Origin of the sequence: Microlunatus speluncae (assembly GCF_009299835.1) — a bacterium.
Lineage (GTDB): Bacteria > Actinomycetota > Actinomycetes > Propionibacteriales > Propionibacteriaceae > Microlunatus > Microlunatus speluncae.
Genome location: NZ_VKCZ01000002.1, coordinates 1 through 16191 on the forward strand (window position 1 = coordinate 1; position 16191 = coordinate 16191).

Annotated in this window: 16 protein-coding genes; 9 read left to right on the top strand and 7 right to left on the bottom strand. The window is 69.2% G+C overall.

The window, feature by feature from the left end:
* Positions 1–582: 582 nt before the first annotated feature.
* Positions 583–1080 (bottom strand): GNAT family N-acetyltransferase, encoded by a 498-nt coding sequence (locus tag FNH24_RS02495; protein ID WP_152360573.1) that lies wholly within the window; start codon positions 1078–1080, stop codon positions 583–585.
* Here FNH24_RS02495 and FNH24_RS02500 point away from each other — a divergent pair.
* On the top strand, positions 1079–1558 hold the full coding sequence (locus FNH24_RS02500; RefSeq protein WP_152360574.1) for an SPFH domain-containing protein: 480 nt from the start codon (positions 1079–1081) through the stop codon (positions 1556–1558). The genes FNH24_RS02495 and FNH24_RS02500 overlap by 2 nt on opposite strands.
* Positions 1559–1621: 63 nt before the next feature.
* Here the strand turns inward: FNH24_RS02500 and FNH24_RS02505 are convergent, their stop codons facing one another.
* Positions 1622–2593: a zinc-binding dehydrogenase gene (locus FNH24_RS02505; RefSeq protein ID WP_152360575.1), complete on the bottom strand. Its 972-nt coding sequence runs from the start codon at positions 2591–2593 to the stop codon at positions 1622–1624.
* 183 nt (positions 2594–2776) lie between these two features.
* Here FNH24_RS02505 and FNH24_RS02510 point away from each other — a divergent pair, with 183 nt between their 5' ends.
* Together FNH24_RS02510 and FNH24_RS02515 are read left to right on the top strand one after the other, a co-directional pair.
* A complete protein-coding gene (locus FNH24_RS02510) occupies positions 2777–3214 on the top strand; it encodes a MarR family winged helix-turn-helix transcriptional regulator (protein WP_152360576.1) in 438 nt (145 codons plus the stop codon).
* A complete protein-coding gene (locus FNH24_RS02515) occupies positions 3211–4062 on the top strand; it encodes an alpha/beta fold hydrolase (protein WP_152360577.1) in 852 nt (283 codons plus the stop codon). Before FNH24_RS02510 ends, FNH24_RS02515 begins: the two co-directional genes overlap by 4 nt.
* A 203-nt stretch (positions 4063–4265) precedes the next feature.
* Here FNH24_RS02515 and FNH24_RS02520 read toward each other — a convergent pair whose 3' ends face one another.
* On the bottom strand, positions 4266–5870 hold the full coding sequence (locus FNH24_RS02520) for a family 10 glycosylhydrolase (protein WP_152360578.1): 1605 nt from the start codon (positions 5868–5870) through the stop codon (positions 4266–4268).
* Positions 5871–5994: 124 nt separating this feature from the next.
* On the opposite strand from FNH24_RS02520, the gene galK reads away from it, so the two are divergent.
* The 4 genes from galK (at position 5995) to FNH24_RS02540 (ending at position 9982) form a co-directional block, all read left to right on the top strand.
* Positions 5995–7137: a galactokinase gene (galK, locus tag FNH24_RS02525; protein ID WP_246186722.1), complete on the top strand. Its 1143-nt coding sequence runs from the start codon at positions 5995–5997 to the stop codon at positions 7135–7137.
* 149 nt (positions 7138–7286) lie between these two features.
* Positions 7287–8183, top strand: a complete 897-nt coding sequence (locus tag FNH24_RS02530) for an ABC transporter substrate-binding protein (RefSeq protein WP_152360579.1) — start codon at positions 7287–7289, stop codon at positions 8181–8183.
* Positions 8184–8195: 12 nt separating this feature from the next.
* Positions 8196–9152, top strand: a complete 957-nt coding sequence (locus tag FNH24_RS02535; protein ID WP_152360580.1) for an amino acid ABC transporter permease — start codon at positions 8196–8198, stop codon at positions 9150–9152.
* A 20-nt stretch (positions 9153–9172) separates the two neighbouring features.
* The gene (locus FNH24_RS02540) at positions 9173–9982 is read left to right on the top strand and encodes an amino acid ABC transporter ATP-binding protein (protein ID WP_152360754.1); all 810 of its coding nucleotides are present in this window, start codon (positions 9173–9175) and stop codon (positions 9980–9982) included.
* Here the strand turns inward: FNH24_RS02540 and FNH24_RS02545 are convergent, their stop codons facing one another.
* Positions 9983–10399 carry a hypothetical protein gene (locus FNH24_RS02545; protein WP_152360581.1) on the bottom strand — a complete coding sequence of 139 codons (417 nt, stop codon included), beginning with the start codon at positions 10397–10399 and terminating at the stop codon, positions 9983–9985.
* A 321-nt stretch (positions 10400–10720) separates the two neighbouring features.
* Here FNH24_RS02545 and FNH24_RS02550 point away from each other — a divergent pair, with 321 nt between their 5' ends.
* Positions 10721–10972, top strand: a complete 252-nt coding sequence (locus FNH24_RS02550) for a WhiB family transcriptional regulator (protein ID WP_152360582.1) — start codon at positions 10721–10723, stop codon at positions 10970–10972.
* A 91-nt stretch (positions 10973–11063) separates the two neighbouring features.
* Here the strand turns inward: FNH24_RS02550 and FNH24_RS02555 are convergent, their stop codons facing one another.
* Together FNH24_RS02555 and FNH24_RS02560 are read right to left on the bottom strand one after the other, a co-directional pair.
* Positions 11064–12530, bottom strand: coding sequence for a sensor histidine kinase (locus FNH24_RS02555; protein WP_152360583.1), 1467 nt, complete (start codon positions 12528–12530; stop codon positions 11064–11066).
* Positions 12531–12540: 10 nt separating this feature from the next.
* The gene (locus FNH24_RS02560; RefSeq protein WP_152360584.1) at positions 12541–13299 is read right to left on the bottom strand and encodes a TioE family transcriptional regulator; all 759 of its coding nucleotides are present in this window, start codon (positions 13297–13299) and stop codon (positions 12541–12543) included.
* A 61-nt stretch (positions 13300–13360) separates the two neighbouring features.
* On the opposite strand from FNH24_RS02560, the gene FNH24_RS02565 reads away from it, so the two are divergent.
* Complete coding sequence (locus tag FNH24_RS02565; RefSeq protein WP_152360585.1) at positions 13361–14518, top strand: erythromycin esterase family protein; 1158 nt, start codon at positions 13361–13363, stop codon at positions 14516–14518.
* A 171-nt stretch (positions 14519–14689) separates the two neighbouring features.
* Here the strand turns inward: FNH24_RS02565 and FNH24_RS02570 are convergent, their stop codons facing one another.
* Positions 14690–16168, bottom strand: coding sequence for a sulfatase-like hydrolase/transferase (locus tag FNH24_RS02570; RefSeq protein ID WP_152360586.1), 1479 nt, complete (start codon positions 16166–16168; stop codon positions 14690–14692).
* Positions 16169–16191 lie beyond the last annotated feature (23 nt).

The window sequence follows — 16191 nt, forward strand, 5'->3', positions numbered from 1 at the left end:
TTCTTCACTCCAGCCTCACTGGTCTCATCCGTCACAGAGGTCATCATGGTCCCTTCCTCAGGACCGACCACTCACACAGACCATCTGACACCCCCATCCGCACGCGGCGGCCTGGGTGCCGCTTCCGCCGTCTGGGTGTGCGTGCTCCCGCCAGACCCAGCCACGCCAGCGCACAGACCCCCAGCCCCCACCGCTCCCTTTGTCGCGCGGGTGTTTTTACCGCCTCAGCCGAGCGCTGATCTGATCTTGCCGACTGCCTCACCGAGCGTAGGGCGCCTCACGCCGGCACCGCCGGGAACATCTCACCTCACCGAGTTGTCAGAACTCAGTTGCCCTATGGCACAACCCAGTTCTGACAACTCGGAGCAGGTCGGGCTTACGGCGACAGGTGAACGCGTCCCGGCCCACCCCCTACCGACTTGTCAGAACTGAGCAGCCCCATGGCACAACCCAGTTCTGACAACTCGGAGCAGGTCGGGCTTACGGCGACGGGTGAACGCGTCCCGGCCCACCCCCTGCCGACTTGTCAGAACTGAGTAGCCCTATGGCACAACTCAGTTCTGACAACTCGGCGGGTGGTGATCATCGATCCGGTGTCTTGGACGGCGGCCGGACCAGGCGGATGATCGTGCGGCGCAGGCCGGGGTGGAGTTGCTCGGCGCCGTCGGGCTCGAAACCGTGGCGACGGTAGAAGCGGACGGCCCGGGCGTTCTCGGGTAGGACCCAGAGGGAGGTCGGCTGATCGCCGATGGTCCTGTGCAGGCGATCTCCCAGGCCGGTGCCCCAATACGCCGCCCGGAGGTAGATCGCGAACAGGGTCAGGCCGGGGCGCAGGTCGTCGTCCTCGGTCGGACCGGCGTGGGCGATGCCGATCACCGCCTCGTCGTCGACCGCGAGCCACGGCGCCTCGCCGTTCGCGATCTTGGTCGTCCAGTAGCTGATCCGGGCGGGCTGACTGTTCTCGAGCTCGGCCAGGTAGTCGGCGGGAGCCAGCTCGGCGTAGGCCTCGTGCCAACAGGTCAGGTGGCATTCGACCAGCGCGGCGACATCGGCCGTGGTGGCGGAGCGGATGTCGATCATGCTTCATGATCGCTCAAATCGGCTCGCCGGCGCAGGCGTTTTCGGCGCACAGGGTGCGGCGGCTCGGAGCAGCGGTGACGGATCAGGTGCGCTCGCTCCCGGCTCGGCTGTCCGGGTCGAGGTCGCCGAGCTGCTCGGCACCGCCCGGGCGAGTGTCACCGAGGCGCTGACGGCCGCTGCGATCGGCGCCGGTGAGCCGCTCGGCGTCACCGTCGCCGAAGTGGTGATCAAGGACGTGGTCGTGGCGGTCGAACTGCGCACCGCGTACGCCGAGCTGGTCACGACCAAGCAGCGGGCCCAGGCGCAATTGGAGGCGGCTCGGGCCGAGACGGCCGCGTTGCGTTCGATGGCCAATGGTGCCAAGCTGCTCGATGATCACCCGGCACTGGCCATGTTGCGGATGATCCAGGCGGCGCCGTACGGCACCAAGATCATCCTCGGCAAAGTGTCGCCCGTCGAAGCCGGAGCCGAGGACTAGAGAGTGAGCCGGAGGCCCGCTGCGGGGACCTCCGGCTCACCTCCTCCGGTTCGCGAGATCAGGTCAGGGTTCCAGCACGATCTTGCCGAACACGTCACCGGCGATCATGGCGGCGAAGCCGCTCGCGGCGTCGAGCAGCGGCAGCACCCGGTCGATCGGCGGCCGGATCCCGGTCGTGATCAACATCGCGACCAGCCCCCGCAATTCCTCGATCGTGCCCATCGTCGATCCCTGCACCCGCAACGGCCGGAAGAAGATCTTGGTCAGCTCGGCTCGGTCGGGTTCGGCGCCGGACGTCGTACCACAGATCACCAGCGTGCCGCCGGGACGGAGCGCGTTGATCGAATGCGACCAGGTCGCCGCGCCGACGGTCTCCATCACCGCGTCGACCCGCTCCGGCAGCCGTTCCCCCGAGGCGAACGCACGGTCCGCGCCGAGCCCGACGGCCCGCTCCCCTCGCCCCGGATCCCGCGAGGTCACCCAGACCCGCAGCCCGGCCCGGCTGCCGAGCATGATCAACGCCGTCGCGACCCCGCCACCGGCGCCCTGCACCAGCACCGTGTCACCCGGCCGCACCCCGGCACTGGTGAACAGCATCCGGTAGGCCGTCAGCCACGCCGTCGGCAGGCACGCCGCCTCGGCGAAGGACAACTCGGCCGGCTTGTCGATCACGTTGCCCGGCGGCACCCAGACCCGCTCGGCCAACGTGCCCGGATGCCGTTCCGACAGCAGCGACCGCCGCGGGTCGTGGGTGCTGTCCGGGCCGGCGAACGCCGGGTCGTTGATCACCGCGTGCACGATCACGTCGCGGCCCTCATCGGTGACCCCTGCGGCATCACAGCCCAAGATCATCGGCAACCGGTCCGCGGCCAGCCCGACGCCGCGCAGGGACCAGACGTCGTGATGGTTGAGGGCGGCGGCGCGCACGGTGACCGGGACCCAGCCCGGCGGTGGCTCGGCCGGCTCGAGGTCGTCGACGCGCAGCGCAGCAAGCGGATCGTCGGGATCGAGCGTGGCGGCAAAGGCGGCAAGCACTCGATCAGGGTAGCCAGACCTCGACCGCCCCGCGCGAGCCCAACCCGCGACCTTCATGAACGTTCCTGGCGCTTGATGAACGTTGCAACCCTCATAAAGCACCGGTTCCTCACGTTGACGTGAAAAGCCGCGGGCCTTGGTGGGGTTGGGGTCGAGAGTAACTAAGCATGCTAAGTTTTGGTCATGGGGCATGATCTCGGGCGCGAATTGCACGTCCTGACCGCCCGGCTGGATCGGGCGGCGGACCGGATCGTCCGGGCCCGGCTCGGGGTTTCGTACCGGAGGTTGCTCGCGCTGACCCTGGTCGGAGAGTTCGGGCGGTCCACGCAGCGAGAGCTGGCCGACGCGCTCGGGGTGACCGAGCAGTCGACCAGCCGGATGACCGGGGTGTTGGCCGAGGCGGGTTGGCTGCTGATCGAGACCGAGCCCGGTCGCGGGCACCGCCGGCGGCTGTCGCTGACCCGTGAGGGCCGGCAGTTGGTCGAGTCCGGGCGCCGGATCCTCGAGGCTGGGTTGGCCCAACTGGTCCGGAGCAGCGGGGTGCCGTACGAGGAGTACGGCCGCTACACCGCACAGCTGCTGTCCGCCTTGGATGATCATGAACGGGAGGCGACCCGGTGAAGGCGATCCGAGCCGTCCGCCACACCGTGCGCTCCGCCGACGGAACCATGATCGACTATCGGACGTCCGGCGCCGGACCCGGCCTGGTCATCGTCGGGGGCGCGCTCCGATCCGGCGTTGACTATGAGCCGCTGGCGGCCGCGCTGGCGACCGGGTTCACGGTCCAGGTGATCGATCGTCGCGGTCGCGGCGACAGCGGCCCGCAGGGGCCGGATTACACGCTGGGCAAGGAAGTCGAGGATCTGGCGGCCGTACAGCGTGCCACCGGCGCAACGTTGGCGTTCGGTCACAGCTACGGCGGCCTGGTCGTCCTGGAGACGGCCCGCTCGCTCGGCCTGTTCGACCGGATCGCGGTGTACGAGCCCGGCGTGCCGACCGCCCCGGTGGCGACGGATTGGATGATCGACTACGAGCGATGCCTGGCCGCCGGTGATCCGGCCGGCGCGTTCGCCGCCTTCCTCCGCGGCAGCGAGGGCGCACCTCCGATCGTCCGCGGACTTCCGCGCTGGTACCTCCGCGCCGTCCTGGCGCTCTACCTGCGGCTGCCGCCGGGCCGGCGGATGGTGCCGCTGCTCGGCCCCAACCTGGCCGAACATCGCGAGGTTGCCGCCTACTACGCCCGGCGGGACCAGCTGCGGACCGTGCGTCAGCCGGTGTTGATCATGGTCGGCGGTCGGACCCCGACCGCCGCGGACCCGCGGCCGTTCGACGGCGTCGCCGCCGGGTTGCCGGCCGCCACGGTCCGTACCGTCCCCGGCCTTGATCACTTCGGACCGGAGGGCCGCGGTGCGCCGGCCGTCGGCGCCATGATCGGCGAATTCTTCGAACCCGTCCGAACGAAGGGATGATCACCACCGCCGCCCCAAGCCGACCATTGATCGGCGGACGACGCGAGTGGAGACTTTGGCCACGAGTTTCGGCTGGAGCCTGGTCAAAGTGTCCACTCAGCACTTTGAACCCACGGCTCAGCCCTGGTTCCGCGCCCCGCACGAAGAGCTTTCGCGACACCCCGATCAAGATCATCGGTGGTTCCGGGAACGGACCAGGCGGGTCAGCGCGGCTTGATCAGCGGGGCCAGGGAGGCCTTGGCGACCTTGCCCTTGGAGACGTGGACGGCGGTCAGCTGTTTGCCGACGACACCCTTCGGCAGCTTGGCCTCGATCAGCCAGACGCCCGGCGCGAGGTCGGCGAAGCCGAACCAGCCGGTGCCGTCGCTCACTCGGCCGGTCACCCGTTGCCCGGTCACCGGGTTGCGGGCCACGATCGAGACCTGATCCAGCGGAGTTCCGTTGGTCAGCTTCAGCGAGCCGACCACGGCCCCGGTGCTCGGGTGGGCCTTCCACGGCATCGCCGGCACGACGGCCGGGTCGGCGAAGACCGGCTTCTCCCCCGCCGGATCGGTCGTGGTCAGGGCCGCGGCCAGGGCGGGCCGTTCGGTCGCGGCCGGCGCCTGCCCGGCCGTGACGGCCAAGGTCGGCGCAGCGTAGGAGTAGCCGCTCCAGCCGATCACCGAGTTGCCCGCCGCGGTCGGCTTCAGCGCTTCGCGGGCCTGGATCACGCTGTTCGGGATCGTGTTCAGATAGATCGCCGGGCCGACCACGTTCTGCCGGCCGTACTGGTGATCGGCGAGATATTCGTTCCACTCCCGATACATCGCCTGGTGGTCCGGGTTGAGCTCGCGCTTGTAGTTCATCGCGACGACCGTGTCGAGGATCCCCTCGTCCAGCCAGCCGCGCCAGTCCTGCATGACCTCCTTGTAGGTCCGGGTGCCCTCCCAGCCGCCCGGCGTGGCCTGCGGCCCGTGCTCGTACACGATGCCGTCGATCGACAGCCGCGCCTGCGGCTTCGCCTCGAGCATCCCGAGGTAGATCCGGCGGACGATGTTGGACACCTGATCGCGCCGCCACTGGCTCCACTGCGGGTCCGCCGGCTCCGGCACGTCGGACCGCCCGGTCGCGGCGCGGAACCGGGCCAGCGCCGTCTCCGAGTAGCCCCACTCACCCGCGGCGGAGGTCAGGCTGTAGTCCGGGTAGCGGACGAAGTCGAGGTTCATCCCGTCGATCTTGTAGTTCTTCGCGATGCTCAGGACGCCGTTCGCCATGTACGCCGCGGCCGCCGGGTTGCCCGGATCCATGAAGGTGAAGGTTCCGTTGTCGACGACCTCGGTGCCGTCGTGGCGCCTGTTCAACCAGCGGTCCGCGCCGGTGGCCGAGGGCCCGTGGGTGTTGAACACGTGGTCGGGCTGCGGCGGGGCGCTGGCGAGGTGCCACATCGGCGCGACGTTCACCCAGGCGTGCACCTGGAGTCCGGCGGCGTGCGCCTTGTCGATGATCACCGTCAGCGGGTCGTACGGCGGCGGATCGACCGGCGCATGCGTCTTCGGGTACGTCGAGCGGTTGCAGAAGCAGTCCTGCCAGCGCCCGACCTGGACGATCAACACGTTGGCGTTCACCGCCAGCGCGTCGGCGACCAGCGCATCGGCCTGGGCCGGGTTGTAGATGCCCGAGTTGAACGAGTCGACCCAGTAGCTGCGCCACTGCTGCTGCGGCGCCGGCTCGGCCTCGGCCGTCGTGGCCGGCGGGTTCACCGCCAGCGCTCCGGCGAGCAGGACTCCGAGCACGACTGAGAGCAGGACCTTCGACAACTTGGGACGCATGATTCCTCCGAGTCTTCGCCGGTGAAGATTTCCCCGAATGGTTCTGGACATTGTGAACCACCCACATGGCTTCTGACCAGAGTCCGCGGCCGCTCGCGGATCGGTCCTTGTAGGGTGACGTTCCGTGCTGGAGCAACGCGACGAGACCGTGGTCAACGCCTTCCGGACCGGATATTCGGCGGAGCCCGCCGGAGTCTGGGTCGCCCCGGGCCGGGTCAACCTGATCGGCGAGCACACCGACTACAACGACGGCTTCGTGATGCCGTTCGCGCTCGATCAGCGGGTGACCCTGGCCGCACGGCCGCGGCCCGACTCCGTCTGGTCGGTCACCTCGGTCAACACCGGCCGGACCGAGGTCTTCGACGCCGACGAGTTGCAGCCGGGAATGGCGGGCTGGCAGGCCTACATCGCCGGCGTCGTCTGGGCGCTGCGCGAGTCGGGACACGACGTCGGTGGCGCCGACCTGACCCTCGGCTCCGACGTGCCGCTCGGCTCCGGCCTCTCCTCCTCCGCGGCGCTCGAGTGCGCCGCCCTGACCGCGCTGGTCGATCTCAACGAATTGACGATCGAGCCGCTGCAGCGGGCGATCCTGGCCCGCAAGGCGGAGAACGAGTTCGTCGGGGCGCCGACCGGGCTGATGGACCAGGCCGCCTCGACCCTCTGTGTCGAGGGCCATGCACTGTTCTTCGACTGCCGCGACCACGCGATCCGGCAGGTGCCGCTGGCCGACCCGGCGCTGGAGATCCTGGTGCTCAACACCAACACGCCGCATGCCCACGTCGACGGCGAGTACGCGGCGCGGCGGGCCAGCTGCGAGGAGGCCGCGCGGCTGCTCGGCGTCCCGGCACTGCGCGACGTGACCGACCTGGACGCCGCGCTGGCGAAGCTGGACGACGACCTGCTGCGCCGCCGGGTCCGGCACGTCGTCACCGAGGACGCGCGGGTGCTGGAGGCCGTGGCGGTGCTGGAGCAGGGCCGGCTGGCCGACCTCGGCCCGCTGCTCGACGCCTCCCACGTCTCGATGCGGGACGACTTCGAGATCACTGTGCCGACCATCGACCTCGCCGTCGAGACCGCCCGGGAGGCCGGTGCCCTGGGCGCGCGGATGACCGGCGGCGGGTTCGGCGGCTGCATCATCGCGCTGGTGCCGACCGGGACGGCCGACGCCGTCGCCGGCCGGATCGGGGAGGCGTTCGCCGCGGCCGGCTATGCGGCCCCGGCCCATTTCGTCGGCCGACCGTCGGCCGGGGCGCGCCGGATCGCCTGATCGGGTCGGATGCGGGACGCGCCCGGTGTTGCGATTGGGTTCCGTCGCCCCATCCGACCCGCGCGGGCGGCGTCGGCGTGGCAGGATGCGATTCGTCCGGACCGGAAATCCTCCGGTCGCTTGAGGGACAAGCGAAGGGATTTGTTGTGATGACTCGAGGGAAACTGCTCGCCGCGGCCGCATCGCTCGCGCTGCTCGCCGCCACCGCCTGCGGATCCAGCTCGTTGGACCAACCGGTCGGCGGCCAACCTCCGTCACAACCGCCCACTCAGCCGGCCGAGGTCGACCCGGCCCTGGCCGCGAAGCTGCCGGAGAAGATCAAGACCGCCGGCAAGATCGTCATCGGCACCGACGCCAGCTACGCGCCGAACGAGTTCCTCGCCGCCGACGGCAAAACCATCCAAGGGATGGATGTCGACCTGTTCAACGCGGTCGCGGCGAAGTTCGGCGTCAAGACCGAATGGCAGCCATCCGACTTCACCACGATCATCACCGGGGTCCAGGGTAAGAAGTACGACATCGGCATCTCGTCGTTCACGATCAATGACGAACGCAAGCAGCAGGTCACGATGGTCAGCTACTTCTCCGCCGGCACCCAGTGGGCCACCGCGGCCGGCAACCCGGACGGTTTCGACATCGACAACGCCTGTGGCAAGACCGTCGCGGTCCAGACCGGCACCGTGCAGGAGACCGATGATCTTCCGGCGCGGCAGGCCAAGTGCGGCGATAACAAGATCAACATCCTGTCCTTCAAGGGTCAGGACCAGGCCACCAACGCCGTGGTCACCGGCCGGGCCGTGGCCATGCTGGCCGACTCGCCGGTCACCGCGTACGCGGTGAAGCAAGCCGCCGGCAAGCTCGCGCCGCTCGGCGAGGTGTACGAGGCGGCCCCGTACGGTTACGTGCTGCCGAAGGATCAGACCGACTTCGGAGCGGCGATCACCGAGGCATTGAAGCAGCTCAAGGAGAGCGGCCAGTACGAGGCCGCGTTGAAGACCTGGGGTGTCGAGGGCGGCGCCATCGACGATTTCGCCGTCAACCCGTAATCGGGGCTGATCATGACCGCGACGCAGAAGGAGCCCGACGCGGCGACGGACCGGCCCGGGCTGATCAAGGCGGTGCCGGTCCGGCACCCGTGGCGCTGGGTGGCGATCGCCGTGATCGCCGTGCTGGTGGCGATGTTCGTGCACATGGTGATCACCAACGCGGCCTTCAACTGGCCGTTCGTGCTCGAGGCGATGAACCAGTATCCGGTGATCGAAGGGTTCTGGAAGGGCACCATCCTGGTCACCGTGCTGGCCATGATCATCGGCGTCGTCGGCGGGGTGCTGCTGGCGATGATGCGGCTCTCGGACAACCCGATCTTGAAGGCGGTGTCCTGGGCCTACACCTGGTTCTTCCGGGCGATCCCGCGCTACGTGCTGCTGACGATCATGGGCGCACTCGGAATCCTTTTCCAGCAAGGGCTTTCACTCGGCGTCCCGTTCGACTGGGTGATCATCGATCTGCTCGGGCTGGAGGGCAGCTGGCGCTTCGTCACGCTGGACCCGAACGTGTTGTTCGTCGGGCTGTTCGGCGGCGTGATCGGGATGGCGGCCTCGGAGGCGGCGTACATGGCCGAGATCGCCCGGGCCGGCATCCTCAGCGTCGACCGCGGCCAGCTGGAGGCGGCCCAGGCCCTCGGGATGAGCCGGGCCAAGGCGATGCGCCGGATCGTGCTGCCGCAGGCGATGCGGGTGATCGTGCCGCCGACCGGCAACGAGACCATCGCCATGCTCAAGGACACGTCGCTGCTGCTGGCCATCCCGGTCAGCACCGAGCTGTTCTTCCAGTTGCAGGCGATCGGCACCAGGACGTACCAGACCTTCCCGGTGCTGGTGGCCGCGACGCTCTACTACCTGGTCACCACCAGTGTGCTGATGGTCGGCCAGTCCTATCTGGAGAAGCGATTCGGCCGCGGCTTCGGCACCTCGGCGCCGCGCCCTGCCGCCGGAATGGCCGGAGGTGGGCTGTGAGTGATCAAGTGAGTGATCATCTGGTCGAGGCCCTCAACGTCACCAAGGCCTTCGGCGCCAACGTCGTGCTGAACGGGGTCGACCTGACCGTCGACCCCGGCGAGGTGGTCTGCCTGCTCGGGCCCAGCGGATCCGGCAAGACCACCTTTCTGCGCTTGATCAACCAGATGGAAACACTGACCGGCGGCCGGATCTGGGTCGGCGGCGAACTCGTCGGGATCGTCGAGCGCAAGGGCCGGCTGCATGTCCGCAAGGACTCCGACATCGCCCGGCAACGGTCCCGGATCGGCATGGTGTTCCAGCGGTTCAACCTGTTTCCGCACAAGACCGCGCTGGAGAACATCACCGAGGCGCCGACCCAGGTGAAGCGGATGCCCAAGGCGGCCGCACGCAAGGCCGCGCTCGACCTGCTGGACCGGGTCGGGCTGGCCGATCGGGCCCGCTACTACCCGGCCCAGCTGTCCGGCGGTCAGCAGCAACGGGTCGCGATCGCGCGGGCGTTGGCGATGCAGCCGGAGTTGATGTTGTTCGACGAGCCGACCTCGGCGCTCGACCCGGAGCTGGTCGGCGAGGTGCTGGCGGTGATGCGGGACCTGGCCGCCGAGGGCACGACCATGATCGTCGTCACCCATGAGATGGGCTTCGCCCGCGAGGTGGCCGACCGGGTCGTCTTCATGGACGGTGGCGTGGTGGTCGAGGAAGGCACGCCGGAGCAGGTCTTGCTGCAGCCGACCGAGGACCGGACCAAACAGTTCCTGCGCCGGGTCAAGCAGCAGGCCGACGCCGAGGCCGCTCACGACGCGGAGCTGTCCCAGGTGCTGGAGAGCTGATCAACTCGCCGGCGGATTCTCCTGGCTGGATGGATCGGGCTCCAGAAAGTGCCGGGTCGACGCTGGCACCACCAGACAGACCAGCGCCACCAACGAAACGCCGGCGAGCAGATAGAAGATCCAATCGGTCGTCCCACCGCGAAAGCTCCAGGCCACCGGCAGTTGCAGCAATTGGGTGGCGACCGCCGGACCGCGGGACCAGCGCCGGCCGAGGAATACGCCTCGGGCCGTCGCACCGAGCAGAATGGCGTAGCCGATCAACAGCACGACGGTGCCGCCGCCGACGACGATCCGGTCGAACCGGATCTGGCTGATCTCGAAGATCGCGAACGCGGCGGTGCCCAGCGCCTCCACGCCGAGCAGCCCCGCGGCGATCAGCAGGGTCAGGCGGTCGCGGGTGAACCAGTGGGCAGGCACGGGGAAACTGTACGGACTCCTCCACGGCCGGTCGCGGTGAGGGAGGAAATCACCGCTGATCAATCGGCGTTTAGGGGTTTACCAATGCGGACAGACGCCCTACGCTCAGAGTCCGTCCTTGTGCGATACCGGAGTAGCCAGGACATATGGCTGTTACGCCTTTGAAATGTGAGGCAGCCAACGCGGGAAACACTTGTAAAGATGCTTCGAAGTTGAAAGTCTTGACGACGGGCTGAACGATCCGCAGTTGTTCGTGCGGTCCGTCAACCCAAACCGACGTGATGTGCGGGTCCTAGAGACCCCTGGTAAGGAGAGGACGCCATGGATTGGCGCCACAAGTCAGCTTGTCTGGACGAAGATCCGGAGCTGTTCTTCCCGATCGGCAACACGGGCCCGGCCCTGCTGCAGATCGAGGAGGCCAAGCAGGTGTGCCGACGGTGCGAGGTGAAAGACGCCTGTCTGCAATGGGCCCTCGAGGCCGGCCAGGACCACGGTGTCTGGGGTGGCCTGAGCGAAGATGAACGTCGTGCGCTGAAGCGACGCGCGGCCAGGGCGCGGATCCGTACCGCTTAGCCCGACCAGCACCACCAGCGCCGGACCTGGGGGTCCGGCGCTTTGTTTTCTCAGATGATCCCGAATGGGGCCGGGTCGGTCACCGACCGAGTCAGGCGGCCCCGTCGATCGGGACGATCACCGAAGCGCGAGTGCCGGGCCCGGACGGGTTTCGGCCGAGATCGAGGGTCCCGCGCAGTTCGGCGACCAGGGTGTTGACGATCGACAGGCCGAGACTGCGGGAGGCTCGCCAGTCGAAGCCCTCGGGCAGCCCGACCCCCTCGTCCACGATCTCCACCTGGAGCTCACCGTTACGCCGCGTCGGCCGTACGACCACGACGCCGGACCGGCCGCTCAGCCCGTGCTCGACCGCGTTCTGACACAACTCGGTGATCACCATCGACAGGCTGGTCGCCATCGTCGCGGTCATCACGCCGAAGCTGCCCTCCCGTTTCGCCCGCGCGGTGCCGTCCGGTGACGCGACGTCGCCGACGAGTTTCAGCACGCCGTCCACGACCCGGTCGAAGTCGACCGACTCGTCGAAGGTCTGGGACAACGCCTCGTGCACGATCGCGATCGACTCCACCCGCGACATCGCCTCGCCCAGCGCCGCCTTGGCCGCCGGCGCGTCGATCCGCCGGGCCTGCATCCGCAGCAGCGCGGCGACGGTCTGCAGGTTGTTCTTCACCCGGTGATGGATCTCCCGGATGGTCGCGTTCTTGGTCACCAGCTCGCGCTCGCGGCGGCGCAGATCGCTGACGTCGCGGCAGAGCACGATCGCACCGAGCCGCTCCTTGCCCCGGGTCAGCGGCAGCGCCCGGAGCAGCATGTGCGCGTCACCGGCCACCGCCTCGGCCCGGCGCGCGGCCCGGCCGGACAGCACCGAGCGGAGCGAGTCGTCGACCGGCCGATCCGGGACCGGCACCAGGTCGGCGGTGAGCTCGGCCAGGTTCTCGTCCTCCAGGTCGCCGATCAGGCCGAACCGGCGGTAGGCGCTCAGCGCGTTCGGGCTGGCGTACTCGATCGTGCCCTCGGTGTCGATCCGGATGAAGCCGTCACCGACCCGCGGCCCGAGCGCGTCGTCGCCCTCGTCCGGGATCGGGAAGCCGCCGTCGGCGATCATTCGGGCCAGGATGTCGGCGGTCTTCAGGTACGACTGCTCGAGCGAGCTCGGGGCCCGCACGCCGAGCTGGCTGGTGTGCTGTTCGATCACGGCGATCACCCGGTCGCTGCGGCGGATCGGCAGCGCGTGCACGTCGACCGGGATGCCGGCCTGCAGCTTGCCCTCGCTGGTCCGGGTCATCTCCCCGCTCAGGTACGCCTCGGACACCAGATGCTCCGGCGAGTACGCGATCAGGTCGCCGATCACGTCGTCGATCAGGGCCGTCGGACCGGTGGTGGGACGGATCTGCGCCGCGGCCCAGAAGACGTTCTCGTCCCGGTCGGGCACCCACAGCACCAGGTCGGAGAAGGAGAGATCGGCCAACAGCTGCCACTCCGCGACGACCGCCTTGAGCCAGGCATGATCGGCACCGCCGAGCTGAGTCCGCTCTTCGATGATCTCGGACATGGATGGCATGCAGGCCACCTTAGTGCCGAGTCTGGATATCGGTTTCAAACGACGCGGTCCACCGGTCCAGGTAGTCGGCGAGCGCACGGTCGGCCGTGATCATCGCCACACCACGCCGGATCAGCCGCTGCCCCCATTCGTCCAGTGACGCGGCCAGGGCGGTCGAGCCGCCGGCGCGACGGACCTGGTCGACCACGGTGGCGATCCGGCCCAGCGGAGTGCCGCCGCGGCGGAGCAGATGGGTCAGCTCGGCGTCCCGGACGTCGTCGGCCCGAAAGCTCCGGTAGCCGGTCGCCGGGTCGCGTTCCGGCCGCAGGATGCCGCTCCGCTCCCAGGTGCGGATGGTCGCCGGGGTGACGCCCAGCCGGTACGCCAGCGCGCCGATCCCCAGCTCGCCGATCGGCTCCCGGTTCGGATCGTCGCCCGTCTCGGCCAGCTCGCCGACGGCAGCCCGGACCGCGGCCAGGGTCTGCCGGTCCCGGGCGAGCAGGGCGTGACTGTCGTCGAGCAGCCCGAGGGCGAGGTCGAGCCGGCGTGCGGTGAGGGCCTGCATCAGGGGTCCGGCGATCGCGTGTCCGTGGGCCGCGGCGAGCTCGACGAAGGCCCGCAGGGCGGCCGCGTGCAGTTCGGTGTAGATCCGGTAGCCGCTCGGGGTGCGATCCGCGGGCGGCAGGAACCCGTCCTGTTCGTAGTTGCGCACCGCCTGCGTCGAGATACCGTGGCGACGGGCCAGGTCGGCCGGCCGCAGACTGTGACCCGGATTGAGACTTTTTGGCATGCTTCTCGCTGACTATCGGAGCTGACCTTCAACCGTTCCTTCAAGGATACGATTGAGGTTCATGACCCGTGATCTTGACTCCGTGATCCGCCCGTCCTGGGAACTCCTCGCCCTCGGCGAACCCACCCATGCCGAGCCCGCCTTCGGCTGGGCCCGCAACCAGCTCTTCGCCGACCTCGTCCGGCGCGGCTTCCGTTCCGTCGCCCTGGAGTCCGACCGGGTCGCCGGCCTGGTGGTCGACGACTTCGTGCGGAACGGGGTCGGCACCCTGGACCGGGCGATGGCCGAGGGTTTCAGCCACGACTTCGGCGAACATCCCGCCAATCGGGCGCTGGTCGCCTGGCTGCGCAACCACAACGAGGGCCGACCTGCGGCCGATCGGGTCGCCTGGTACGGCTTCGACGCGCCGCTGGAGACGATGAACGTGCCCAGTCCGCGCCGGTTCCTGGAGGCCGCCCGCGACTACCTGGATCCCGGCCTCGACCTGGACCGGCTGCTCGGACCGGACGAGCGCTGGGACAGCAGCGAAGCCCTGCTCGACCGCGAGGCGTCGGTCGGCGCCTCGGCCGACGCCGACCGGCTGCGTACCGTCGCCGACGAGTTGATCACCACGCTGTATGCCCGGGCACCGGAGTTGATCAAGGCCAGCTCGCTCGCGGCGTGGCGGGAGATCGAGGTCCGGCTCACCGGAGCGCGGCAGGTGTTGCACTACCACCGGCAGGCGGCGCAGCCGCTGGCCGACGAGCCGCGCTGGAACCGGATGTGCGCCACCCGGGACGCCCTGATGGCCCAGAATCTGATCGACCTGCGCGCACTCGAGGCCCACCGCGGACCCACCCTGGTGTTCGCCAACAACCTCCACCTGCAGCGCCAGCCGAGCGTGATGGACATGGGCCCGATGCACCTGGAGTGGAACGGCGCCGGATCGATCATGGCCGGCCTGCTCGGCGACCGCTACGGCTTCGTCGCCGGCAGCCTCGGCACCAGCCCGACCATCGGCCTCGGCACTCCCGCCTCCGGAACCATCGAGGCCGGCCTGCAGTCACTGGTCGACGGCTGGGGCCTGATCAAGATCACCGACGTCCCCGCCGGCGATCCCCGAGCCGACACCCGGGCCGAGCAGGGCTACTGCCGTCTCGATCAGGAAACCGTCGCCGCCGCCGACGCCCTGCTCCACCTCGCCGACCCCACCACCGTTGCCGTCAGTTCCGTTCCCTGAGCCTGTCGAAGGGCGAGCCACCAACGGCTGGATCACTCGGCTTCGCGCCCTTTCCTCGTGCTTCGCGACCGTTGTAGGTGGGGCGAAGCCGCACAAAGGGCCGCGAAGTCGGAGAAATCCGCGGCCAAGCGGTCCACTCGACGGGCGAACAAGCCGTTCAGCTCAGGATGATCAGACGGGCTGGCGGAGTTGGTCGGCGGCCCAGGGGAAGACGTCGTCGACCTCGTCGGCCAGGGTGTGGCGAAGCTGGGTGACCAGCGCGGCTTGATCGTCTCGGGGGGCTTGGGGGTGGGGATCCGGGGCGGCCAGGTCGGCGAGTTCGTCGCGGTCGCGGGAGCGCCAGTTGTAGCGGAGGGTACGGGTGCGGATGGACAGGTTGATCGCGTCGGTGGCCGGGTCGAAGCCGGCCGGGTCGCGGTGCTGGCCGGCGGCGTTCTCCGAGTCCAGGTCCCAGAGCAGCGACTCTCCGGTCACGTGAGCACGACGGTCGGGCGCGTCGGCGTTGCCGACGTGGGACGCGTAGGACAGCCCGTCGGTCGGCCGTTCGATCGGCACGCCGGCCAGCTCGGCCAGCGTCGGCCCGAGGTCGACCATGCTGAGCAGCGCGTCGTTGCGGGACGCGCCACCGTCGGGGTGGCTGATCACCAGCGGCACCCGCATCGCCTCGTCGTAGTGCAGCAGGTGGCCCTTCTCGACCAGCCGGAAGGCGCCCATCAGGTCGCCATGATCGGAGGTGTAGACGATGATCGTCCGCTCCAGCTCGCCGCGCCGCCGCAGCTCGGCGACGATCCGGCCGAGTTGATCATCGACCAGGCTGCACAGCCCGTAGTAGTGGCCAATCACATCGATCCAGCCGGCCGCGTCGAGATCGCCGAGCTTGTCGGCGAAGTGCGAGCGGCCGACCTCGGCCGGCAGCACGTCCGGGCCGAGGTGCCAGGTCGACGGCAGGGTGATCTTGGTCCGATCGATCAGGGTGTCGTACGGCCGCGGCACCGCGAACGGGAAGTGCGGCGCGTTGAACGAGCAGACCGCGAACCACGGCCGGTCGTCCGGCGCCCGGTCCAGCGAGGCGATGAACTGGTCGGTCTGCCACGGCTCGAGGAAATCTCCCAGCTCGATCGCGGCCGTCGTGCGGTGCGCCGTCGCCGGGTCGCGCAACCCGGCCAGGTCGGCCGCGGTGAGGTTCTCGATGTTGCCCTCGACGAGCTCGTACCCCTGGGCCGTCGCATGATCACGGTAGGCCTCGATGTAGCGGCCGCGATCCTTGCCGTTGATCACGGCCGGGATCGCCACCGAGTCGGCGAAGCCCATCCGGCTCGGTATCGTGCCCGGCAGATGCCACTTGCCGCAGTAGATCGTGTGATAACCGGCCGCGGCGAAGTCGGCCCCGATCCCCCGCTCGGCCAGCTCCGGCCGGATCCCGCGCCAGTTGCCGAGCACGTCGTGGTGCCGCGGCATCATCGAGGTGATCAAGCTGGTCCGGGACGGACAGCACAGCGGGAACGGCGTGAACAGCCCGTCGAACACCGTCCCGCCCGCGGCCAGCTCATCGACGTGCGGTGTCCGCGCCGCCGCGTTCCCCGTACAGCCGAGCGTGTCCCAACTCTGCTCATCACTCAGCACGACTAACACGTTCAACCGCTCAGTCACGGTCTCTACTCCTTGTCCAACCC

Coding starts and splice junctions, on each gene's coding strand:
- FNH24_RS02500 (WP_152360574.1), top strand. CDS start 1,079: ATGCTTCATGATCGCTCAAATCGGCTCGCCGGCGCAGGCGTTTTCGGC.
- FNH24_RS02495 (WP_152360573.1), bottom strand. CDS start 1,080: ATGATCGACATCCGCTCCGCCACCACGGCCGATGTCGCCGCGCTGGTC.
- FNH24_RS02510 (WP_152360576.1), top strand. CDS start 2,777: ATGGGGCATGATCTCGGGCGCGAATTGCACGTCCTGACCGCCCGGCTG.
- FNH24_RS02520 (WP_152360578.1), bottom strand. CDS start 5,870: ATGCGTCCCAAGTTGTCGAAGGTCCTGCTCTCAGTCGTGCTCGGAGTC.
- FNH24_RS02530 (WP_152360579.1), top strand. CDS start 7,287: ATGACTCGAGGGAAACTGCTCGCCGCGGCCGCATCGCTCGCGCTGCTC.
- FNH24_RS02535 (WP_152360580.1), top strand. CDS start 8,196: ATGACCGCGACGCAGAAGGAGCCCGACGCGGCGACGGACCGGCCCGGG.
- FNH24_RS02550 (WP_152360582.1), top strand. CDS start 10,721: ATGGATTGGCGCCACAAGTCAGCTTGTCTGGACGAAGATCCGGAGCTG.
- FNH24_RS02555 (WP_152360583.1), bottom strand. CDS start 12,530: ATGCCATCCATGTCCGAGATCATCGAAGAGCGGACTCAGCTCGGCGGT.
- FNH24_RS02560 (WP_152360584.1), bottom strand. CDS start 13,299: ATGCCAAAAAGTCTCAATCCGGGTCACAGTCTGCGGCCGGCCGACCTG.
- FNH24_RS02565 (WP_152360585.1), top strand. CDS start 13,361: ATGACCCGTGATCTTGACTCCGTGATCCGCCCGTCCTGGGAACTCCTC.